The sequence below is a fragment of the Fructilactobacillus sp. YLN 2507 genome (genome assembly GCF_059614085.1).
Map to the genome: position 1 here is coordinate 1 of NZ_CM184303.1, position 24135 is coordinate 24135.

At 35.7% G+C, this 24135-nt stretch carries 21 protein-coding genes and 1 tRNA gene; 21 read left to right on the forward strand and 1 reads right to left on the reverse strand.

Annotated elements, in window-relative coordinates:
* Positions 1 to 6 precede the first annotated feature (6 nt).
* From dnaA to AC0GLY_RS00065, 13 genes are all read left to right on the forward strand, one after another.
* Positions 7 to 1356 (forward strand): chromosomal replication initiator protein DnaA, encoded by a 1350-nt coding sequence (dnaA, locus tag AC0GLY_RS00005; RefSeq protein ID WP_496611535.1) that lies wholly within the window; start codon positions 7 to 9, stop codon positions 1354 to 1356.
* 209 nt (positions 1357 to 1565) lie between these two features.
* Positions 1566 to 2705, forward strand: coding sequence for a DNA polymerase III subunit beta (gene dnaN, locus AC0GLY_RS00010; protein WP_496611536.1), 1140 nt, complete (start codon positions 1566 to 1568; stop codon positions 2703 to 2705).
* Between the two features lie 165 nt (positions 2706 to 2870).
* Positions 2871 to 3089: a S4 domain-containing protein YaaA gene (yaaA, locus tag AC0GLY_RS00015; RefSeq protein ID WP_496611537.1), complete on the forward strand. Its 219-nt coding sequence runs from the start codon at positions 2871 to 2873 to the stop codon at positions 3087 to 3089.
* Positions 3090 to 3097: 8 nt separating this feature from the next.
* Positions 3098 to 4210 carry a DNA replication/repair protein RecF gene (gene recF, locus AC0GLY_RS00020; RefSeq protein WP_496611538.1) on the forward strand — a complete coding sequence of 371 codons (1113 nt, stop codon included), beginning with the start codon at positions 3098 to 3100 and terminating at the stop codon, positions 4208 to 4210.
* Positions 4211 to 4230: 20 nt separating this feature from the next.
* On the forward strand, positions 4231 to 6180 hold the full coding sequence (gyrB, locus tag AC0GLY_RS00025; protein WP_496611539.1) for a DNA topoisomerase (ATP-hydrolyzing) subunit B: 1950 nt from the start codon (positions 4231 to 4233) through the stop codon (positions 6178 to 6180).
* A gap of 29 nt (positions 6181 to 6209) precedes the next feature.
* Positions 6210 to 8735, forward strand: coding sequence for a DNA gyrase subunit A (gene gyrA / locus AC0GLY_RS00030; protein ID WP_496611540.1), 2526 nt, complete (start codon positions 6210 to 6212; stop codon positions 8733 to 8735).
* Positions 8736 to 8931: 196 nt separating this feature from the next.
* A complete protein-coding gene (gene rpsF / locus AC0GLY_RS00035) occupies positions 8932 to 9228 on the forward strand; it encodes a 30S ribosomal protein S6 (protein WP_496611541.1) in 297 nt (98 codons plus the stop codon).
* A gap of 31 nt (positions 9229 to 9259) precedes the next feature.
* Complete coding sequence (gene ssb, locus AC0GLY_RS00040) at positions 9260 to 9772, forward strand: single-stranded DNA-binding protein (RefSeq protein WP_496611542.1); 513 nt, start codon at positions 9260 to 9262, stop codon at positions 9770 to 9772.
* 41 nt (positions 9773 to 9813) lie between these two features.
* Complete coding sequence (rpsR, locus tag AC0GLY_RS00045) at positions 9814 to 10068, forward strand: 30S ribosomal protein S18 (RefSeq protein ID WP_395319749.1); 255 nt, start codon at positions 9814 to 9816, stop codon at positions 10066 to 10068.
* Positions 10069 to 10178: 110 nt separating this feature from the next.
* Positions 10179 to 12197: a DHH family phosphoesterase gene (locus AC0GLY_RS00050; RefSeq protein WP_496611543.1), complete on the forward strand. Its 2019-nt coding sequence runs from the start codon at positions 10179 to 10181 to the stop codon at positions 12195 to 12197.
* Positions 12198 to 12221: 24 nt separating this feature from the next.
* Positions 12222 to 12674 carry a 50S ribosomal protein L9 gene (gene rplI / locus AC0GLY_RS00055; protein ID WP_496611544.1) on the forward strand — a complete coding sequence of 151 codons (453 nt, stop codon included), beginning with the start codon at positions 12222 to 12224 and terminating at the stop codon, positions 12672 to 12674.
* A 28-nt stretch (positions 12675 to 12702) separates the two neighbouring features.
* Positions 12703 to 14136 (forward strand): replicative DNA helicase, encoded by a 1434-nt coding sequence (dnaB, locus tag AC0GLY_RS00060; protein ID WP_496611545.1) that lies wholly within the window; start codon positions 12703 to 12705, stop codon positions 14134 to 14136.
* A gap of 102 nt (positions 14137 to 14238) precedes the next feature.
* Positions 14239 to 15192, forward strand: a complete 954-nt coding sequence (locus AC0GLY_RS00065; protein WP_496611546.1) for a DMT family transporter — start codon at positions 14239 to 14241, stop codon at positions 15190 to 15192.
* 95 nt (positions 15193 to 15287) lie between these two features.
* On the opposite strand, the gene AC0GLY_RS00070 is transcribed toward AC0GLY_RS00065, so the two are convergent.
* Positions 15288 to 15360, reverse strand: a tRNA-Lys gene (locus AC0GLY_RS00070).
* Between the two features lie 211 nt (positions 15361 to 15571).
* Here AC0GLY_RS00070 and yycF point away from each other — a divergent pair.
* The 8 genes from yycF (at position 15572) to AC0GLY_RS00110 (ending at position 24091) form a co-directional block, all read left to right on the forward strand.
* Positions 15572 to 16285 carry a response regulator YycF gene (yycF, locus tag AC0GLY_RS00075; protein ID WP_496611547.1) on the forward strand — a complete coding sequence of 238 codons (714 nt, stop codon included), beginning with the start codon at positions 15572 to 15574 and terminating at the stop codon, positions 16283 to 16285.
* A gap of 16 nt (positions 16286 to 16301) precedes the next feature.
* Positions 16302 to 18149, forward strand: coding sequence for a cell wall metabolism sensor histidine kinase WalK (gene walK, locus AC0GLY_RS00080; RefSeq protein WP_496611548.1), 1848 nt, complete (start codon positions 16302 to 16304; stop codon positions 18147 to 18149).
* On the forward strand, positions 18133 to 19452 hold the full coding sequence (gene yycH / locus AC0GLY_RS00085) for a two-component system activity regulator YycH (protein ID WP_496611549.1): 1320 nt from the start codon (positions 18133 to 18135) through the stop codon (positions 19450 to 19452). Before walK ends, yycH begins: the two co-directional genes overlap by 17 nt.
* Positions 19442 to 20296: a two-component system regulatory protein YycI gene (locus AC0GLY_RS00090; protein WP_496611550.1), complete on the forward strand. Its 855-nt coding sequence runs from the start codon at positions 19442 to 19444 to the stop codon at positions 20294 to 20296. The genes yycH and AC0GLY_RS00090 overlap by 11 nt, the downstream gene beginning before the upstream one ends.
* Positions 20289 to 21092, forward strand: coding sequence for an MBL fold metallo-hydrolase (locus tag AC0GLY_RS00095; RefSeq protein WP_496611551.1), 804 nt, complete (start codon positions 20289 to 20291; stop codon positions 21090 to 21092). The genes AC0GLY_RS00090 and AC0GLY_RS00095 overlap by 8 nt, the downstream gene beginning before the upstream one ends.
* A 609-nt stretch (positions 21093 to 21701) precedes the next feature.
* Positions 21702 to 22181: a 23S rRNA (pseudouridine(1915)-N(3))-methyltransferase RlmH gene (gene rlmH, locus AC0GLY_RS00100; protein WP_496611553.1), complete on the forward strand. Its 480-nt coding sequence runs from the start codon at positions 21702 to 21704 to the stop codon at positions 22179 to 22181.
* Between the two features lie 36 nt (positions 22182 to 22217).
* Positions 22218 to 23336: a YibE/F family protein gene (locus AC0GLY_RS00105; protein WP_496611554.1), complete on the forward strand. Its 1119-nt coding sequence runs from the start codon at positions 22218 to 22220 to the stop codon at positions 23334 to 23336.
* Entirely contained in the window at positions 23333 to 24091 is a 759-nt protein-coding gene (locus tag AC0GLY_RS00110) for a YibE/F family protein (protein ID WP_496611555.1), read from the forward strand. Before AC0GLY_RS00105 ends, AC0GLY_RS00110 begins: the two co-directional genes overlap by 4 nt.
* The last annotated feature ends 44 nt before the right edge of the window (positions 24092 to 24135 follow it).

Consider the following 24135-nt stretch of genomic DNA (forward strand, 5'->3'; position numbering starts at 1 on the left):
ACTTCAGTGAATCAAATTGAACTATGGAACAAAATAAAAAGTAAATTCAGAACTGATCCAAAATATGACAACATCAATTTTAATACTTGGATTGGCCCTGCAACTCCGATTTCATATGATGGGAACGTTTTTGTTTTAGAACTCCCAACTGATTTACACCGGGACTATTGGGAAAAACAACTCGTTTCGAAGTTTATTGAGTATGCGTATGAAATTACGCAAACTGATGTCACTCCCAAATTCATCGTTAAGGGTGAAAATTTACCCAACGCTAATACTGACAATATCCGCGACTATCATAAAAAAAATAGTGTCCCTGATCATCCTCGAGTTGATCCACATCTAAATCCTGATTACACTTTCGATCGTTTCGTAATTGGTCAGGGAAATCAAATGGCCCATGCTGCGGCTCTCGCAGTTTCTGAAGATCCTGGAAAAGTTTATAATCCTCTGTTTTTTTATGGAGGAGTTGGATTAGGAAAAACTCATTTAATGCAAGCTATCGGAAATAAAGTGCTCGCTGCTAATCCCAACGCCATTGTTAAATATGTCACCACCGAAAAGTTCACTAATGACTTCATTGATGCTATTCAAAATGGTAAAATGCGAGAATTTCGAAAAATGTACCGGGAAATTGATCTTTTATTAGTCGATGATATTCAGTTCTTAGCTAATAAAGAGGGAACCCAAGATGAATTTTTCAATACCTTTAATGCCCTCTATGAAAACAATAAACAGATTGTGATGACTGCTGACCGGTTACCTAACGAAATTAATTCACTAACTGATCGTCTAGTTTCTAGATTTAAATGGGGGCTTTCTGTTGATATTACGGCTCCAGATTTAGAAACTCGAGCTGCTATTTTGCGAGCTAAAGCTGAATCAGAAGGGTTAAAGGTTGATTCAAGTATTATGAGCTATATCGCCAGTCAAATCGACTCTAATGTACGTGAGTTAGAGGGAGCTTTAGCACGAATTAAAGCCTTTTCTCAATTAAAAAGAGAACCAATTACAATTGATTTAGTATCAGAAGCATTACGCCCCCTCAAACTTGATAAAGAACGAAGTGCGATTACCCCAGAAACAATCATTAAAACCACAGCGAATTATTTCCACACTACTGCTAAGGATATTAAGGGAAAGAAACGGGTCAAAGCCATCGTCGTTCCACGGCAAATTGCAATGTATCTTTCAAGAGAATTAACTGATAATTCCCTTCCAAAAATTGGTGAAGCCTTTGGTGGAAAAGATCACACTACCGTTATTCATGCTTATGATAAAATTTCAAAAAAAATAACAACCGATGTTGATTTACGCAATCAAATCGATGATTTAAAAAACGAAATTAGACACTAAGCATGAATAACAAGAGAAATGGTATAATTTGCACTGTGGATAAAATTTTAGATTTTAGATTTTTATCAACAGCTTTATCCACAGGATGTTAACTAACGCTTGCTTGCGTTTAATTAAGTTTTCCCCACAATTAACAGCAACTACTACTACTGCTTTTATTCTTTTATTAAATAACTAAACTAAAACCACACTAAGGAGCTATGCAAAAAATGAAATTTTCAATCAATCGTGCTGCATTCATTAAAGCTTTAAGTATCGTTCAAAGAGCTATTTCTTCTAAAACTACAATTCCAATTTTAACGGGTTTAAAATTAGATGTTACTGAAAATGACATTACATTAACTGGCAGTAACGCTGATATTTCAATTCAAACCACAATTAGTGGTGAAAATCCCGACAATGATTTAAAAATTAGTTCAACTGGTAGCATTGTATTAACGGCACGTTTTTTCAGTGAAATTGTTAAAAAATTACCTAACACAGAGTTAGTTGTAGAAGTTGGCGATAATTTTCAAACCAAAATCACATCTGGAAATTCTGAATTTATCATTAATGGATTAGATGCTAACGGATATCCCCATCTTCCTGAAATTAATCCAGAAAATTCAATTGATTTACCTGCTGAAATTTTTAAGGAAGTCATTGGCCAAACTGTAATCGCCGTTTCGAAACAAGAAAGTCGACCAATCTTAACTGGAGTACATTTTACTTTAGAAAAAAATCAGTTATTAGCAGTCGCAACTGATAGCCATCGATTAAGTCAACGGAAAGTTAACTTGCCAGCTGAAAATGATGGAGCTTATAACATTGTAATTCCAGGAGACAGTTTAAAAGAACTTTCTCATATGTTAGACAGTGTAAAAGCACAAATCAAAATGGATCTATCTGAAAATCAAGTGATGTTTAATTTTGGAGTTACAAAATTTTACTCTCGTCTATTAGAGGGAGTTTATCCAGATACATCTCGGTTAATTCCAGAATCATCCGCTACTAAACTTCAATTTTCGGCTCCTGATTTGCTAGCTGCCGTTGAACGTGCCTCTCTGTTGTCTCATGAGTCACGGAACAATGTCATTAAATTAACCATCAAACCTAATGATCAAGTTGTTACAATTACTGGAAACTCTCCTGACGTGGGTAAGGTAGAAGAAGATTTACAACCAAAAGAAATTTCTGGTGAAGAGTTAGAAATTTCGTTTAATCCTGATTATATGAAAGAAGCACTTAGAGCCTTTGGGAAAATGGATGTGGAAGTGGCTTTCACTTCTCCCTTGCGTCCGTTTACTTTAACCCCGACAGAAAATAATCAAGATTTTATTCAATTGATTACACCAGTGCGGACTTTTTAAAAATTAAAAAAAGCTCATATTTTGCGATATGAGCTTTTTTGTTTGTTTTCAATATCCTTTAGCTGCAAGGGTGTAATTTTTGTTACAAGGCAACTGACGCGGGATTTTATATACTTTTTACCCAAAAAATGATACAATTTAAGTTAATTGAAAGCAGGTGGATTCATGAAAAAAGAAGTCATAATTACAACTCCATATATCACGTTGGCCCAACTTCTCAAAATGGAAGATGTCATTGATTCTGGTGGTCAAGCGAAATGGTATTTACGCGAAAAAACCGTTTATTACAATGATGAACCGGAAAATCGACGTGGTAAGAAGCTTTACGATGGTGATGTAGTTCGAGTTCCTGATGTTGGAATGTTTCTGATTAAATCAAAGTAGGAAAATAAATGAAGGTAAATGAGTTAAAATTACGAAATTTTCGTAACTATGGGGACGTGGATGTTCAATTTTCCGACGGAGTCAACGTCTTAATTGGAGAAAACGCCCAGGGAAAAACCAATTTACTGGAAGCAATTTATGTATTGGCCTTAACTAAAAGTCATCGGGCTAATAATAACCGCGATTTAATTAACTGGAATGATAAAGCAGCTGACATTTGGGGACTAGTGCAACGAAGTTCGGGTAAGTTACAGTTAGAATTGACGCTAAGTTCTAAGGGGAAACGAGCTAAGGTTAACCACCTTGAGCAAGCGAAACTTTCAACTTATATCGGTCAATTGAACGTAATTCTATTTGCCCCAGAAGATTTAAAAATTGTTAAAGGATCTCCACAGATACGTCGTCGTTTTATGGACATTGAATTTGGGCAAATGAGTAATAAATATCTTTACAATACAACGCAGTATCGTCGAATTTTAAAGCAACGTAACGCATATTTGCGCCAACTTCATTTTCATAAAGCAACTGATATCGTTTATTTAGATGTTTTATCAGATCAGTTAGCAGCCTATGCTGCCGAAATTATTTATCAACGAGTCCAACTGTTAGGGAAATTACAAAAATGGTCGCAAAAGATTCATAGTGATGTTTCCCAGCAACGCGAAATTTTAAAGTTTAAGTACATGACTTCTTTAAAAAAAGAAGAATTAGGTTCGGTTGATCAGATTTATCAGATTTTACTTACTAAATTCAAACAAAATCACGAAAAAGAGATTCGGCAAGGAACTTCCATTTTTGGACCACATCGAGATGATTTACGTTTTATTGTAAATGGAAAGGATGTTGCCCAATTTGGGTCACAAGGTCAGCAACGAACAGCAGCCCTAGCAACTAAATTGGCAGAAATTGATGTGATGAAGGAAGAGACTGGAGAATATCCGATACTCTTACTTGATGATGTTTTGTCAGAGCTTGATAAGGGACGACAAACCCATCTTTTAACTGCGATTCAAGACAAAGTCCAAACTTTTTTGACAACAACGAGCATGAGCGATGTTGCTACCGAATTAATTCATCATCCAAAAATGTTTCATATCAAAGATGGAATGATTTCCAAGTAACTTGATTGAGGAGGATTTACATGACAGACAAGCCACAAGAAACCAAAGCAGAACGTGCTCGAGATTATGATGCGAGTCAAATTCAAGTTTTAAAAGGACTTGAAGCAGTTCGAAAACGTCCCGGAATGTACATTGGTGCTACTAATTCCCAAGGGTTACACCATTTAGTTTGGGAAATTGTTGATAACGGGATTGATGAAGCCTTAGCCGGTTTTGCGTCTAAAATTGATGTCATCATTGAAAAAGACAACAGTATTACCGTGATTGACAATGGTCGAGGAATTCCAGTTGATATGCAAAAGGAAACTGGAAAATCTGCCCTTGAGACAGTGTTCACTATCTTGCACGCTGGAGGTAAGTTTGGCGGTGGTGGTTACAAAGTTTCTGGTGGATTACATGGAGTTGGTGCTTCAGTTGTAAATGCACTTTCATCAGAATTAGATGTTACCGTTACCCGTGGTGGTAAGCAGTACTACATGGATTTTGTTCGTGGACATGTCAAAACCCCCATGAAAGTAATTGGTGATGCACCGCAAGATGATCATAGTACTAAAGTTCATTTTTTACCTGATCCAGATATTTTTACAGAAAATACTACTTATGACATGGAAACATTGACGACTCGAGTTCGTGAATTAGCCTTTTTAAATAAAGGACTCCGCATTACTGTCAAAGATACACGACCAGAAAAACCAGTGGAACATGACTTCTTTTACGAAGGTGGAATTCGGCATTATGTTGAATTCTTGGATCGGGGTCGCTCTCCTGTTTTTAAAGACCCAATCTACGTAGAAGGAAAGGAAAACGGCATTACCGTTGAAGTTTCTCTTCAGTACACTAATGATTATCACAGTACTCTAAAAACGTTTACTAATAACATTAATACCTATGAAGGTGGTACTCACGAAGAAGGTTTTAAGCAAGCCTTAACTAGGATTATTAATACCTATGGTCGAAACAATAATATTATTAAAGACAACGAAGATAATCTGACTGGCCCCGATGTTCGAGAAGGTTTGACGGCTGTTGTAAGTGTAAAACATCCAGATCCTCAATTTGAAGGGCAAACGAAAACCAAATTAGGTAATTCGGATGCAAGAACCGCTACTAATCACGTCTTTAGTCAAGAATTTTCTAAATTCATGGATGAACATCCTCAAATTGCTAAAGAAATTGTACAAAAGGGAATGTTAGCATCTCGTGCTCGAGCAGCTGCTAAGCGGGCCCGAGAAGTAACGCGGAAAAAAAGTGGACTTGAGATTAATAATTTACCTGGTAAGCTAGCTAACAATACCAGTAAGGATCCTTCTGTTTCTGAATTGTTTATTGTCGAAGGGGATTCTGCTGGTGGTTCTGCTAAGCAGGGCCGTTCACGGTTAACTCAAGCAATCTTGCCAATTCGAGGAAAAATCTTGAATGTTGAAAAAGCTACGATGGATCGAATTCTCGCTAACGAAGAAATTAGATCATTGTTTACAGCAATGGGAACTGGTTTTGGAGAAGAATTTAACATTAATAAAGTTAATTATCATAAGTTGATTATTATGACGGATGCGGATGTTGATGGGGCTCATATTCAGACTTTATTATTAACTTTAATTTACAATTTTATGCGTCCAATGGTTGATCATGGTTATGTGTATATTGCACAACCACCTTTGTATCGGGTTCGCCAAGGAAATAAATTTCAAGAGTATGTTGATTCTGATGAAGAATTGCAAACCTTACTTGCTTCACTACCGGTTTCACCTAAGCCATCAATTCAACGATACAAAGGTTTAGGAGAAATGGATGCGGAACAATTATGGGAAACGACAATGAACCCAGAAAATCGCCGCTTACTTCGGGTTACTTCTGATGATGCTGAAGCTGCAGATGAAGCCTTTACGATGTTAATGGGAGAAAAGGTCGCTCCTAGACGTGAATTTATTGAAAATAATGCGAAATTTGTAGAAAACTTAGATGTTTAATGTTTCATGTGAAACATTAACGGACACGAATGGAGGTTAATCCTTTGGCAAATGAAACCGAGACGCCAGAAACACGAATTACAAATGTTGATTTATCGAAAAAAATGAAATCCTCCTTCCTTGATTATGCCATGAGTGTTATTGTAGCCCGAGCTTTGCCGGATGTTCGAGATGGAATGAAACCTGTAAATCGTCGAATTTTGTATGGTATGGATCAATTAGGAGTAACGCCTGAAAAACCATATAAAAAGTCTGCCAGAATTGTTGGAGATGTTATGGGTAAGTACCATCCTCATGGTGATAGTTCAATTTATGAAGCAATGGTGCGGATGGCACAGGAGTTTAGTTACCGGTACATGTTAGTTGATGGGCATGGTAACTTTGGTTCTGTTGATGGAGATGGAGCAGCTGCCATGCGTTACACGGAAGCACGACTCAGTAAAATTTCAATGGAAATGTTGCGTGATTTGAATAAAGATACTGTTGACTTCGTTCCTAATTATGATGGAACTGAACGTGAACCAGTTGTTTTACCAGCTCGAATTCCTAACTTGTTGCTAAATGGAGCTACGGGAATTGCCGTTGGTATGGCTACTAATATTCCACCACATAATCTAAGTGAAGTCATTTCAGCTATCCATATTTTGATGAAAAATCCGGATGCAGATGTTAATGATTTGATGGAAGCTCTTCCAGGACCTGATTTTCCAACTGGTGGAATCGTAATGGGTAAATCGGGAATTAGACGAGCTTACGAAACCGGTCGTGGGAACATTGTAGTACGTTCTAAGACGGATATTGAAGAAGATAAACATGGCAAACAGACAATTGTAGTTACTGAATTGCCTTACATGGTCAACAAAGCTAAGTTAATTGAACGAATTGCAGATTTAGTTCGAGATAAACGAATTAATGGAATTACAGCAATTAACGATGAATCTGACCGTGAAGGAATGCGGATTGCAATTGATATTCGACGAGATGCCAGTGCAGAAGTGGTTTTAAATAATTTATTTAAGTTAACGTTAATGCAAACGTCTTTTAGCTTTAATATGTTAGCCATTATTGATGGTGCGCCTAAGACATTGAGCTTGAAAGAAATTTTGAATAGTTATCTTAACTATCAAGTAGAAGTTATTACACGGAGAACGCGGTTTAATTTAAAGAAAGCTGAAGCTCGGGCCCACATTTTAGTGGGATTATTAATTGCTCTTGATCATATTGATAAGATTATTTCGATTATTCGGGGTTCAAAGACTGCTGAGATTGCCAAAAATGAATTAATTTCACAATTTGAATTAGATGACAAACAAGCTCAAGCAATTTTAGATATGCGTTTAGTGCGTTTGACGGGACTTGAACGAGGAAAAATTAGTGATGAACACGAAAAGTTGCTCACCCAAATTAAAGATTACAAAGAAATTTTAGCTAGTCATGATCGAGTTAATGAAATTATTTACAATGAATTATTAGATATTCAAAAACGATTTGGTGATGATCGACGTACGGAATTAATGATTGGTGAAATTACTAACATTGAAGATGAAGATCTGATTGAAGATAAAAACGTTACGATTACGTTGACTCATAATGGTTACATTAAAAGAATTCCTACTGATGATTTTAAGACCCAAAATCGTGGCGGTCGAGGAATTAAAGGAATGGGCGTTAACAAAGATGACTTTATTGAGCATCTAATTAACGGATCTACTCATGATTTATTACTCTTTTTTACCAATGCTGGGAAAGTTTACAGTATGAAAGTTTATGAAGTTCCAGAATATGGTCGTTCTGCGAAAGGACTTCCCATTGTCAACTTGATTAATTTAGGTGAAAAAGAAAAAATTCAAACAGTTTTACGAATTGAAGCTGATGGTAATGATGAACATCGATACTTGTTCTTTACTACTAAGTTAGGGACAGTTAAACGAACTCCAATTGATGAATTTACTAATATTCGAAATAATGGTTTGAAGGCCATTAGTCTTCATGATAATGATGAACTAATTAAAGTTTCCGCAGTGGGTGAAGATCAGAACGTGATTATTGGAACCCACTTGGGTTATGCTGTTAGTTTCAAGGTGGAAGATGTTCGAGCAATGGGACGTTCTGCTTCTGGAGTTCGGGGAGTCCGTTTACGTGATGATGATTACGTAATTGGGGCCGCTCTTTTGACGCCTGGTTCTGATGTATTTGTTATTTCAGAAAAAGGTTATGGAAAACGTACTCCAGTCAACCAATACCCAATTAAGGGACGTGGTGGTAAAGGGATTAAAACCTCAAATATTACCGAGAAAAATGGACCTCTGGTTGGAATGGGGGTAGTTAATGGTGATGAAGATATCATGTTAATTACCGATCAAGGAGTCATGATTCGTTTTGCAGCTGGAAACGTTTCTGAAACAGGACGTTCTACCTTAGGAGTTCATCTGATTCGGGTCGATGATGATTCAATGGTTGCTACAATGGCAATTGTTCAACCAGAAGTTATTGATGAAACAAATGATGAAGCTACAGATGATGAAGCTACAGATGATAATGATAATCAAGCATAATTAATTAAAGAATTTCGTTGCAAAAAACGAAATTCTTTTTATTTCCGTATTTATTGAAGTATCGTAAAAAAGCATGTCGTGGTTTGAATAATATTATTATTCGTGATATAATTTTTAATTGTGAACTAAGTAAAATTAATTCACCCTTGCTCTTCAAATCACTGGAGGGCCTATAGTCCATAAGGAGGTGCAATTCATGGAAAACAAATATGAAATTACTTACATCATTCGTCCCGATCTTGATGATGCTACTAAAACAGCTTTAGTAGAACGTTTCGACAAGATTTTAACTGACAAGGATGCTAAGATTATCGATTCAAAAGACTGGTCAAAACGTCGCCTTGCATACGAAATCAACGGTTATAACGAAGGTTTATACCACGTGATTAACTTAACTTCTGATAACGCTGATGCAATCAACGAATTTGATCGTCTTGCAAAATTCAGTGGCGATATTTTACGTCATATGATTGTTGTTCGTAATGACAAATAATAAACTTTAAACTGAGAGGAGCTTTTTCAGTATGATTAATACCGTTGTCCTAACTGGACGTTTAACACGAGATGTCGATTTGCGATACACCCAAAGCGGCGCAGCTGTTGGTACATTTACTTTAGCTGTTGATCGTCGTTTCACCAGTTCTAATGGTGAACGGGAAGCTGATTTTGTCAATTGTGTTATCTGGCGCAAATCAGCTGAAAACCTTGCTAACTTCGTTCATAAAGGTTCGTTAATCGGAGTGGAAGGTCGTTTACAGACTAGAAACTACGAAAACAAACAAGGTCAAAGGGTCTATGTGACCGAAGTAGTTGTTGAAAACTTCACTTTCTTGGAACCACGTCAAAATGGTGGTCAACCTGGTGCAAACAACGCTAGCAATGCTGCTCCTCAACAAAATCCATTTGGCACTCCAGCTAATAATAATTTTGGTAGTAACAATAACAACCAAAATGTTAGTCAAGGTTCAGACAATTCAGCTGATCCTTTTGCTGGTGGTGACCAAATTGACATTTCCGATGATGATCTTCCATTTTAATTAATGCGCTGATCTGAATCATGACCGAGGAGGGAAAAAACATGGCTGAACAAAGACATTCTAGAGGTGGAAGAAGAGGCGGACACCGTCGCCGTAAGGTAGACTTCATCGCCGCTAACCACATTGAATACATCGATTATAAAGATACTGACTTATTGAAACGTTTCATTTCAGAACGAGGTAAGATTTTACCTCGTCGTGTTACTGGAACTAGTGCTAAAAACCAACGTAAGTTGACTAGTGCAATCAAGCGTGCCCGTATCATGGCTTTACTACCATTTGTAGTTGAAGACTAATTTGATAATTAAGAGATCTAGCATCCGCTAGATCTCTTTTTATTTAAGAAATTTGTAAACTGCATGTGATAGAATGGAAGACAAAGTAGTTTAAATGTAGGGGTGGATTTATGGAAAAAAAAGTAAAAAAGAATAATTTACCACCGTTTTTGCGAAACAAGCGTTTACGGAGTATTTCAGTCTTTATTGCCATTAGTCTAATTTTGGGATTAGTGATTTCTTTTTTGTACAATATTTTTTTGGGATTTGGTCTTTTAATTTTAGCTTGTATTGGATTAGTGTATACGATAAAAGATTTAAATACTGTTGAGGAAAATGCTAATAACTATTTGACTGATTTATCATACTTAATCTCTCGCGGTGAACAAGAAGCACTTTTGGAAATGCCAATTGGGGTTTTATTGCTGGATCGTGCGAAACGAATTTCTTGGGTTAATCCATATTTACAACCTTATTTTGAAGGTAAAAAAGTGATCCAACGTTCTTTAGAGGAAGTTGATCCTGAACTATTTGATATTATTCAAAATCACTGGGAACAAAATAATTTTTTTGAAGTAACATGGCGTGGTAGACAATTTATGATTCTAATCCAGCGACAGTATAATACCATTTATATGGTTGATATTACGCACTATGCTGCAATTGAAAAACGTTATCTTGCTGAACGTGTGGTAATTGGCGAAGTTTATTTAGATAATTTTGATGAAGTTAGTCAGTCAATGACTGACCAAGAAATTTCTAACTTAAAAAACTACGTTACCAATCAGTTGAGTATTTGGGCTAAACGTTATGGAGTTTATTTGAAACGAATTGATTCCGATCATTATATGATTATGATGTATATGAAAGCTTTAGAAGCCATTGAAACTGATAAATTTAATATTTTAGATATAATTCGGCAAGGAACGTCTAAGCAAAACTTCCCAATTACGTTGAGTATTGGGATTGCTTATGATGACATTGATTTAAACAAATTAGCTGATCAAGCACAAAGTAATTTAGATCTAGCTCTTGGTCGAGGCGGAGATCAAGCAGTAATTAAGCCAAGTGATGGAGAAGCCCGCTTCTTTGGTGGAAAGACTAATCCAATGGAAAAGCGGACTCGAGTTCGAGCACGAATGATTACTTCAGCTTTGCAGGACTTAATGAAAGGTTCTGACAAAATCTTTGTGGATGGTCACTCTCATCCAGATATGGATTGTTGGGGTGCTGCTTTAGGAATTCGTCGGATTGCACAGATGAATGGCAAAGAATGTTATATCGTTTTTGATGAAAAGAATGTCTACAGTGATATTCAGCGTCTTTTAGATGAAATTGATGATTACCCTGATATTCGTGATTCAATTATTACATCTGATAAGGCAGTTAAAATGGCTACTGACGATAGTTTACTTGTAATGGTAGATCATTCTAATCCAACCATTGGACTTGCGCCTAGCCTATTTGAACGGCTACAAAACCGAGTAGTAATTATTGATCATCATCGTCGGGGGGAAGACTTTCCCGAAAATCCACTACTAGCTTACGTAGAACCATATGCTTCATCAGCTTGTGAATTGATTACTGAAATGTTTGAATACCAATCACAAACTGCTGATCCGATTAACACTTTGGAAGCAACTACGATGTTAACAGGAATTGTAGTCGATACACAGTCGTTTACCGTAAGAACCGGAACGAGAACCTTTGATGCAGCTAGTTATTTGCGTTCTTCTGGAGCCAATGTTGACGAAATATCGCTCTTTATGAAAGAAAATGTTAACAACTATATGGATGAAAATCATTTGATATCCATGGTACAATTTATCGATGGTAATTTAGCTTTAATTACGGCTGAGGATGATAAAGAATATGATTCAGTAACAGCAGCTAAGTCAGTTGATTCTTTGATGAAAGTTGATGGAGTGTCGGCTTCGTTTGTTATTTTCCGGCGTAATGATGGTAATGTGGGGATTTCTGCTCGAAGTAATGGCGATGTAAATGTGCAATTGATTATGGAAGCCTTAGGTGGCGGTGGACACCTTGGTGCTGGAGCAACGCAAATTGCTGATAAATCAGTTGATGAAGTTCAAACAATGCTATTAGATGTGTTGCATGGGGAGCAAGAAACTGAAACCACTAATGAGTAATTAAAATTAAAAGGAGAATTAATCATGAAAGTTATTTTTTTAGAAGATGTAAAGGGTAAGGGTAAACGGGGAGAAGTTAAAAATGTTCCAACTGGTTATGCACAAAACTTCTTAATTAAAAATGGTTTAGCTGAAGCGGCTACTAAAGCAGCAATTGCTAAGGTTAAAGCTGTTCAACGTCATGAAGCGGCAGATGCAGAAGCTGCATTAGAAGAATCTGAAAAGCTCAAAACGTTCTTGGAAAAGGATGGCACAGTCGTTGAACTAAAGGCTAAAGAGGGTAAAGATGGCCGTTTATTTGGTTCAATTCCTAGCAAACAAATTGCGAAAGCCTTAGCTGATCAATATCAAGTGGATCTTGACAAACGTAAAATCGAATTACCAGAACCAATTAAAACCATGGGATACACCAATGTACCTGTTAAATTGCATGCAAAAGTGACTGCTACGATTCGAGTTCATGTTTCTGAAAAATAATGGCTAGGAATTAGAAAAGAGGATATGTATGAATAATGACGTTTTGCTAGATCATACGCCCCCTAACAATCCAGATGCCGAAAAAGCAGTCCTTGGTGCTGTTTTTTTGAGTCCTGAAGCAATTGCTACAGCGGCAGAATTTTTAACGCCAGATGAATTTTATCGTCGTGCCAATCAACTCATTTTTCAAGCCATGCTTGATTTATCTGATGCTGATGAGGTAATTGATGCTGTCTCAGTTGCTGATAAATTAAAGGGACAGAATCAATTGGAAGACGTCGGTGGGGTAGCTTATTTAGTCGAATTAGCTAACTCAGTTCCTTCGGCAGCTAGTATTGAAAATTATGCAAAAATTGTGCACAAAAAGGCTACTCAACGACGCTTAATTGAAACCGCCAATAAAATTGCTAATGATGGTTATAATGAAGACGAAAGTCTCGATGACTTATTGGATAACGCTGAACGCGAAATTATGGACGTCTCTGAAAAACGTAATCAGAGTGGTTTTAAAAAAATTGGTGAGGTAATTAATAATTCCTGGAAAAATATTCAGGACTTAGCGGAAAATGGTGGTGAAGCAGTTACTGGGACAGCCACTGGCTATGTTGAATTGGATAAAATGACTACGGGATTACATCCAGGAGAATTAATTATCCTAGCAGCTCGTCCAGCCGTTGGTAAAACGGCCTTTGCCTTAAATATTGCCCGAAATGTAGGGACAAAAACCAATAAAACGGTCGCAATTTTTAGCTTGGAAATGAGTGCAGAATCATTGGTTAATCGGATGCTTTGTGCTGAAGGAAGCATTCAATCGAATCATTTGCGAACCGGAGAACTAACTAGTGATGAATGGCAAGCTTTGACTGTTTCAATGGGGACTCTTTCCGAATCACGTATTTTTATTGATGATACTCCTGGGAATCGAATTGCATCGATTCGAGCTAATTGTCGTCGTCTGAAAAAAGAAGCTGAGCATGAGCAAGGGGTCGATGATCCCGGTTTGGGTTTAATTGTGATTGATTATTTACAACTGATTGAAGGTAATAATAAAGAAAGTCGGCAACAAGAAGTTTCTGAAATTTCGCGACAATTAAAGAAGTTAGCGAATGAACTACAAGTTCCAATTATTGCTTTATCGCAACTTTCTCGTGGTGTAGAACAACGACAAGATAAACGGCCAGTTCTTTCTGATATTCGAGAATCAGGTTCAATTGAACAAGATGCTGATATCGTAGCTTTTTTGTATCGAGATGATTATTATGAACGTGATGGTGCAGAGGAAAATGATGGTGCTTCTGGAGCACCGAAGTTGCCACAAGCAGCAAGCGGAGATGAAGATGATAATGGACAATGTGAAGTAGAAGTTATTATCGAAAAGAACCGTTCAGGAGCACGTGGAACAGTTCCGCTTTTGTTTATCAAAGCGTTTAATAAGTTTTCTAATGTTTCTTATCGTGAATAACTAAAGTCAGCCAGTTTTAAGACTGGTCTGGCTTTTTTAGTATAATTTGCAATTTTAGGTAATCTTTTGTATTTTGGAATAAGTAAGGAGCCGATACATATTATGAAAAAATCTTTAATCTATGTTTGTATTTCAACCGTATTATTTAGTTTAATGGAAATTGCATTGAAAATTGCTGGAAATCAGTTTAATCCGATTCAGTTAAATTTAATTCGATTTACATTAGGGGGTCTTGTAATCCTCCCATTTGCCATTTCTCGGTTAAAAAAATTACATCATCAGCTCCGATGGGAAGATTGGAAAACATTCTCATTGACTGGATTTTTATGTGTAGTAGTTTCAATGACTCTATACCAGTTAGCAATTGTGTATGGGGAACCAGCAATTGTTGCTGTGTTATTTAGTTGTAACCCCGTATTTGCTGTGATTTTTGCTTATTTTATTTTGCGAGAACACATTTCTCGTTCCGATATCATTTCACTAGTCTTATCAGTAATTGGATTATTGGTAATTATTAATCCATTTAAATTAACCAACCCAATTGGGATTTCATTAGCGATTTTGGCAGCTGCAACTTTTGGATTTTATGGAATTATGTCACAAGCTAGTTCTTTAAAAGTTCATTTAGATGGGGTTGTGATGACTGGATTTACTTTTATCGCAGGTGCTGCTGAATTATTAATAATTATTTTAATTACTAAAATTCCTGTAGTTGCGAACTGGATGAGTTCAATTAGTTGGCTCAAAGAATTTGCGGCGATTCCGATTTTTACTAACGTTAATTTATCTAATTTATGGATTTTAGCCTTTGTTGGTTTAGCAGTTACCGGTGGTGGATTTGCTTTTTATTTCCTAGCATTACAAGATGGTGGAGTTTCAATGGCTTCACTAGTTTTCTTTTTTAAACCGGTCCTTTCTCCAATTTTTGCGTACTTTTTAATTGGTGAAAATATTAACTTACAGACAATGATTGGGATTGCAATTATCATTTGTGGATCGATTGTTACGATAGTAGGCTATAAAGCGAATACTGATGAGCAACAAGAAATCGAATAACTTTAAACGGAACTGGAATCTAGTTCCGTTTTTTGTTGATTAAATTTAGTCAACAAAAAAGGGCTTACCAATTGGTAAGCCCTTGCTTGATATGATGGGCAGTCAGGGGATCGAACCCTGGACCCACGGATTAAGAGTCCGTTGCTCTGCCAGCTGAGCTAACTGCCCATATCAAAGTACATTTAATATATTATCATACGCCCCAAATCAAATCAATACTATTTTCAATAAAATACGTAATTTTTAAAGAGGAAGCAAACACTAAGGTTAAGGTGCTTAAAATACTTATGTTATACTTAGGGGTGACTGAGCATAAGCTAAGTCTTGGTCAAACTTAAATCATGAATTAGAAAATGTACAATTAATAGGAGCGAAAATAATGTCTAAAATTCTTGTAGTAGATGATGAAAAACCAATTACCGATATTGAAAAATTTAGTTTAGAAAAAGAAGGGTACGAAGTCGTGGTTGCTTATGATGGTGAAGATGCCCTAAAAAAAGTTGAAGAAAACAGTCCCGATTTAATTATTTTGGACTTAATGCTACCAAAAATTGATGGGCTAGAAGTTGCTAAAGAAGTTCGGAAAACGCACAATATGCCAATTATTATGGTAACGGCTAAAGATTCAGAATTAGATAAAGTTTTAGGATTAGAGATTGGTGCGGATGATTATGTGACTAAGCCATTTTCTAACCGAGAATTGGTAGCACGAGTTAAGGCTAATTTACGTCGTCAATCAGTTGCTAGCGAAAATAGTGGTAATGAAGATGATGAAAATAAGGAAATTACGTTTGGTGATTTAACCATTCATCCAGAATCTTATTCAGTAACGAAAAATGGTTCTACGGTTGATTTAACTCATCGTGAGTTTGAATTAATTCATTATTTAGCAAAACATGCAGGCCAAGTTATGACGCGAGAACATCTGCTCCAAACAGTTTGGGGTTACGACTACTTTGGTGATGTTCGAACCGTGGATGTGACCGTACGTCGTTTACGGGAAAAAATTGAAGACGATCCTAGCCATCCGGTTTGGTTAGTAACTCGTCGGGGAGTTGGATACTATGTCCGTGATGCAGAAGAAAACAAATAATTAAGAGGAACGCGTAATGAAAAAGCAGTGGAAAGTTTTTAAATCAATTCATTTTAAGATCGCCCTGATTTTCGTCTTGATGATGTTACTAACCCTTGAAATTGTGGGAACCGTCTTCGTTCGGCAACTAGAGTATCAAAACTTAAATACATTTAAGGATTCCATTCAGCTTAAACCTTACGTGACAACTGCTTTAAAAAATCAATTAGCCAATAAAAACCAAATTAAAGCGAATAAACAAATTCGGTCCATTTTACAAGATGCAGATGTGAATAATGTTGATGAAATTACGGTAGTTGATGATCGCGATAACATCCGTGGAACTAGTCAAACTAGTGAACAGTCTTTAGTTGGACAAAAGAATACTGACAGTGACATTAAAAGTGCACTTTACAGCGGAAAAACGATTGAAAAAAATACTTCTAATAACAATAATCGTTATTATACGATGATTATTCCCTTAGTTAATGATGATAAAAGTCAAAATAACGTTGAGGGAGCTGTTTATGTAAGGGCTAATTTAAGTCCCGTTTATCGTAATATTAATCGAGTAACGACGATTTACTTATTTGCTGCAGTTTTATCAATCATTTTAGGTTTTATCTTAACGTTAGTGATTTCACGTGCGATTACGAAACCAATTGATGAACTAAAGAAACAAACTGAACAAATTGCACGTGGTGATTATTCTGGTCACGTACAGGTTTACGGAAATGATGAGCTGGGTCAACTAGCTCATGCTGTTAATAATTTATCTGTTCAAGTTGAAGAATCACAAGAATCGACTGAATCGGAACGGCGACGTTTGGATTCGGTTCTTGATAATATGACCGATGGAGTGATGGCAACTAACCGTCGTGGAATTGTAACAATTGTTAATGATGAAGCTTTAGACCTACTAGACGATGAAAAAGAGCAAGTGGTTGGTCTTCCAATTTTAGAAGTTTTAAAGTTGCAAAATAAATATACTTTGAAAAATTTAATTGATGATCCTGGACAGTTAATTCTAGATTTTTCCAATGACCAGCATCAATTGATACTTTCAACTCATTTTTCTTTAATCCAACGTAAATCCGGATTTATTAATGGGATTGTTTGTGTTTTTCATGATGTTACTGCACAACAAAAAATTGATGCTGATCGGCGGCAATTCGTATCAAATGTATCGCATGAGCTTCGAACCCCATTAACAAGCGTTCATTCTTACATTGAGGCTTTACTAGATGGGGCTTGGAAAGATAAAGAGTTAGCGCCTAAATTTTTAAACGTTACTCAAGACGAAACTAATCGGATGATTCGGATGATTAATGACTTATTGACGTTGTCGCGGATGGATTCTGGGACACAAAGTTATAATAAGGAAGTAGTCAATATTACCCGGTTGTTTAATTATGTGCTTGATCGTTTTGATATGATTGTAAAAAGTGATGATACCAAGAAAAGTTATCAAATTAAACGATATTTTACGAAACAAGACTTGTGGGCTGAAATTGATACCGATCGATTTACCCAAGTGGTTGATAATATTATGAATAATGCGGTTAAATACTCTCCTGATGGTGGAGTTATTACCTGTCGACTTTACGAAAATCACAATCAGATTGTGATGAGTATTACTGATCAAGGACTAGGAATGCCCAAGTCAGCGCTTAAACATATTTTTGATCGTTTCTATCGAGTTGATAAGGCTCGTGCTCGTGCTCAAGGCGGAAGTGGTTTAGGTCTTGCAATTTCAAAAGAAATCATGGAATCATTTGGTGGAAATATTCACGTAAGTAGTACTGAAGGCAAAGGATCAACTTTTTATATTACTTTACCTTGTGAAACAATTGAGGAGGATTTGTGGGATGATGGTAAAGCTTAGACGATATGCACTACCCATTTTATTAGGAATCTCAGTTTTAATTAGTGTGATTTTATCCGTTTCCTTATTAACTAATCCAGCACGTTTTGGTAGTCGAGTTCACGAAAAAAAAGCTGCTACTTTGCAGATGGATGCAACTTCACGGGGCATGATTGATGTTTATTCTCCAACGCAATTAATTGAAAATTCAGCAAAAGAGAAGTGGTTATTGACTAGTTCATCCACAAACTTAGTTTCTGAAATCTTCAAAACGATGCAACATTACGATTATTCTCATATTGAAAGGGTGTCACAAGGAAGCCAAACTAAATATAATCAAGTTGTGAATAAGTCGAATTCGTTGGTATTAAATTATAATAGTCCGATTGCTTCTGACATGCTGTCTGAAATTCTACATAGTAGTCAGTTTAAGGATAAAGAAAACATTAAGTGCATCGTTGTGCCCTTACATAGGGATGATCATTACATTTACTTACTTAATGACGAACAAATGTCAGTTTATAAAGTTGAGGTAAAGTCGCTTAAACTGAAAAAAATTAATCAGATTCTTAGCCAAAAAATGAATCGTAATCGGGTTGAATTACGCTCGGTCAATGGGCATCCGTATATTTACTTCCCTAATCAAGTTAAGATGAAAGATTACGGTTATATGTTGCAAGAACAGACCCAAAATTCATATTTGAATCGGATTATTGGAAATGTGACGACCGCTTCTGTGAAGCATCAAAAGGATAAAACAATTTACAGCTCTCAAAATCAAGATTTGACGTTTGATAATAATGATGATGTGGTTTATAACAATTATCACCCTAATCAAAAAATTACGTCACAAATGGCAGCCCTAAAATCTGCTTACCAAAATGCTGTTCAATTGGGTGTACCGTTAGAAAATACTAAGTTTGATACGTATCATCCTAAGGGGCATAACGTTAATTATCGATTTTATATTGAAGGCTTTCCGATTTATAGTGACCAACAACTTGGAATTTATTCTTATAAGTTTGTAAATGGTAGTACAGAAAGCTATACTTTCTCATTGCGTGATTTTCAAGTACCCGTGCCAACTGATAAGCAAAATACGACGTTACCAAGTTCCCGGACTTTGTTGATGGATTTGGAAAAAAGTAATGTTAACATGAAAAAAATTAGTGGAATTCGTTTGGGATACCAAGTTATCCCTGATACTCAAAATAAGCTGATTGTGACCCTTCAGCCAAGTTGGTTTATTAAATACAATAATCAATGGATTAGCTATCGTTATTTAGATACGCATCTGGGAAAGGATGATTCTAATGAACTTTAAAAGAATTCAAGCCGTTTTCCTCTTTGCTTTCATTGTGATTGATATCTTTTTGGTACTAATGACGAAAACTAATAACATGCAAAATGATAATTCTGAACCTGAAAACGTAAATAGTGCAGTTATTAAAGAAATGAAGCGTGATAACATTGCTGTAGGTAAATTATCTGATAAGAAGCAATCGGGCTATTACATTGCGGCTACACGAGATAATGGATTGGATAAGGAAGTTAGTACTTTACGTAATCAGGATGCTCTAATTGATGAAAATGATACAATTAGTAGTACTTTTCATAATCCACTTAGAGTTGATGAAAAACATCCTGAAAAAACCATTAATCAATTAATGCAAAAACCTGGTTTTGTTTTAGATGGTAAGCAATATAAATTTGATCGAATTGCTTCAACCAAGTCTAAATTAGTTTATGATCAAAAAGCAGTTGATGGTTTATTTTATACTTCCGAAGCTCGGATTACGTTTAATTTGAATGATAATCAGCGGTTGGTCGGTTATAAGCAACAAAAATTAAATGATATAAAAATCCTACATGAAAAAGCAGATTTGATTTCGCAAGAACGTGCTGTGATTTACTTGTACCAATATAATGGAATTCCTAATAATTCAAATGTGGTTTGGATCAAATTAGCTTATACTAAGTTGCTTCACATTAATGGTAAGGATGTATATATTCCAACGTGGGTGATTGCAACTAAAGCAAAGGCTACTTCTGAGATAAAAATTCATCGCATTAATGCTTTTACTGGGGAATCATTTAAAACTGAACAGGTTCAAAACACAGTAGAAAGCCAACGGGGATTAGAAAGTGTGAATAGTAAAGATGAATAACGATGATTTTAAAATTTGTGTATTGTCGAGCGGAAGCGGCGGAAATTGCACTTACATTGAAACGCCGGAACATAAAATCATTCAAGATGCCGGATTGTCGGGGATACGAATTGAACGAATGATGCAATCAATTGGCAAGGATTTAAAAGATGTTGATTCCATGTTTGTGACGCATGAACATACTGATCATGCGAAAGGAGTTGGTATTTTAGCTCGAAAATATGGAATGAATATTTATGCTAATGAACCAACCTGGCAAGCAATGAATGGCAAAATTGGTAAAATTCCCGTAGAACAAAAATACATTTTTAATCCTGATCAAACTGAATCATTTGGAGATTTAGACGTAGAAAGTTTCGCAGTTTCGCATGATGCGGCGCAGGCACAATTTTATAATTATCATCATAATGGTAAAAGTTTTGTTGTGGTCACTGATACTGGGACAATTTCTGATAATGTAGCTGGAATTATTCGAGATGCAGATGGTTATCTTTTTGAATGTAATTATGACACTGACATGTTGATGAATGGAGACTATTCTTACTACACAAAGCTTCGGATTCAAAGTGATACTGGGCATTTATCCAATGTAGAAGGAACTCAGGTCCTTATGGACGTAATGGGTCCCAAAACTAAACATATCTTTTTAGCTCATCGTAGTCATCACAATAATACCAAAGAGTTACAACGCCTAACGGTGGCATCAATGATGAAAAATAATGGTTTAGGTGTTGGCAAAAGTTTTCAAATTCATGGAACTGACGTAGAGAAGCCTTCAGATTTATATACTTTATAAAGCGTGATTTTCGTAAGAATAATTGCGCTTTTTGTGTGCACAATTGGCTAAACGGAAATTAAAGATAAATGAGTACTTAGTCTAACGCAGTGTGGAAGCTTAAAAAAGTTAAAAATCAAGCAAAAAGTCGGTTATAATAATGTTGAAGTCCTTTGTAAACTAAAAAAAGCAATCCCACTTTCTGTTAGTTTGTTTTTTTAATTACGAACAAAGCTATTTATTTAAAATTAATAATTAAGAAAAAAATTATAACTAAACAGACTTAGTTAATATCCTGTGGATAAATCTGTGCAAAACTTTGTGTGGAATGCTAAATGGTTGTTAATTAAGGATTTGTTAAGTGTTTATAAAAATCATCTAGTTATCAACAACTACTGTGGATAACTTTGAGAAACAATCAAGCTGCTGCTTCTATCCCTTTAGTATAAGTAATCACAGCGACTGATTTTTGGGTTAACGAACGTACGTTGCTGTGGAAAACAGTAAAAAACAAAAAAATAATTGACAATATTCCCAGAAAAAGCGTGGTGGATAAAACCACAAAAAGAAATAATTCACTGTAATTTCTGTGGATAACTTTGTGGATAAATTGTTAAAAGGAGGATAGTTATGAACATTAAATTAGTGGTAGTGGGAAAAATCAAAGAGAAATATTTTCGCGAAGGGATTGCTGAATATGAAAAACGACTTTCACGGTTTTGTAAATTCAAAATTGTCCAAGTTTCTGATGAAAAAGCACCCGAATCTTTAAGTGAAGCTGAAATGGATGAGGTTAAACAAAAAGAAGGTGCTAGGATGCTTAGTAAAATTAACGATAAAGAATTTGTTTTTGCTCTAGCTATTTTAGGGAAGCAATTATCTTCTGAAGAATTTGCTGCTAAAATTAAGGATTTAACGACTTACGGACACTCGGATTTGACCTTTGTGATTGGTGGATCGCTCGGACTTTCTAAAGAAGTGATGCAACGTGCTGATGCGACAATTTCTTTTGGACGCTTCACATTACCACATCAGTTAATGCGGTTAGTTTTTTGTGAACAAATTTATCGGGCCTTCATGATTAATCAGGGAAGTCCTTATCATAAATGATGCTAAAATTAAAAATAAAAGCTTGTAGGAGATGATATGTTGACAAGAATTAAGCCGAAAACCAAGGTTAAGTGGCTAACCATTTTGCTTATTTTGATAACTGGGTTATTAGCTGTTTTTTTAACGCATTACGATGCACCAATTTATCAACAAACCGTGGCACAAGTAGAACAAGTCCATAATTATGGAAAAACAAAAACTACCGATGAATTTCAAAATCATGATTATCAAGAAAATCAAAAATTAACATTGAAAATTCTAAATGGAAAAGCAGCGGGAAAAACGGTGACTGCACAAAACCAATTTAGTGGGACGGGGGCAACCGATCAAGAATATCACGTTGGACAACAAGTTTTTGTTCATCTTGGTAGTCATAAGTTAAAGACGTCGGCCATTATGATTACAGGATTTAAACGAGATACGGTAATTGTTTGTCTAATTTGGTTAACTGTCACGCTTTTATTATTAATTCTTAAATTTCGTGGATCAATGGCATTGTTGAGTTTAGTGGTTAATGGATTGCTATTCTTTTTGGCAATTGAATTAGACGTACATACTAGCGTTAATCCCTTTCTGCTTTTTGCAATTCTCTCAATTGTTTTTACGGTGGTAACAGCTTGTTTGATCTTTGGAAGATCGAAGGAGACCGTTGTTGCAATTGCGGCTACAATTATGGGAACCTTTTCGGCAATCTTAATTGCTTATTTGGTATTATCCTTTACTAATCAACGTGGAATGAAGTTTGAAATGATGGACTACGTTACACAACAACGATTACCGCTTTTTTTTGCGGGAAGTATGATTGGTTCTTTAGGTGCCATTATGGATTTGTCAGCTGATATTACTTCAAGTTTATTTGCTGTTAATCGTGAAGAGCCGACCTTAAGCTTTTGGCAATTGTTCGAAGATGCTCGTAAGATTGGACGTTCAATTATGGGTCCTTTAATTAATGTTCTATTTTTAATTTTTGTAGCTGGAACTTTTCCAATGATGGTCCTATTTTTGAAAAATGGAAATAGTTGGGGATATTCATATTCGATGATTATGTCATTAGGAATTGTCCAAAGTTTAATTAGTGGAATTGGAATTGCGCTAACGGTTCCAATTACGGGGTTGATTGCTGGTACAATTTGTAAAACGAAGGTGATTAAATGACGACGATTACATTATTAGTTTTGATTTTATTTGGATCAATGCTGTTAGCTGGAGGAAAACAAGGCTTTGTTTCTTTTTTAGGGTTAATGTTTAATTTTTGTTTAGTATTTATTTCAGTTGTTTTAATTTCGTATGGTTTTCCTTATTTAATGGTGACATTAATTAATGCAGTGATTATTTTAGTAATTTCGATTTATTTTGGGAATCAACAAGGGCGAAATGCTGACATTGCTTTTATCACTTCTTTAATTGTGGTGGGAATTGTAATTTTACTAATTATTCCAGTTGAACATTGGGCACAAGTTCAAGGATTTGGACCCGAAAATACAGAAGACTTAGAAGGACTTTCTTTACAACTCGGGGTTAAATTTATTGATGTATCATGTGCAATGACGATTTTGAGTTGTTTAGGGGCGGTGGCAGAGGCTTCAATTGCTATCGCAACAGGTTTATTTGAAATTGAAGAACATAATCCAGCTATTACATCTGCTAAATTACGTAGTGAGGGATTAGTAGTTGGAAAAGAAATTATTGGAACGGCCTTTAATACGTTATTCTTTGGTTTTTATGGAGAATTGTTAGCACTTTTTATCTGGTTTTCGCGGTTACATTATAGCTTTGGAATGATTATTAATGATAAAATTTTTATTTCTGAATTTATTATGACGTTGATTTCTTCGATTGGAGTCATTTTAACGATTCCAGTTACCATTGGAATTTTTTTACGTTATAGACAACGTAGTTTAACTAAATAGTTAATACATCATCGGTTGATGATGTATTTTTTTGTGATTAAATT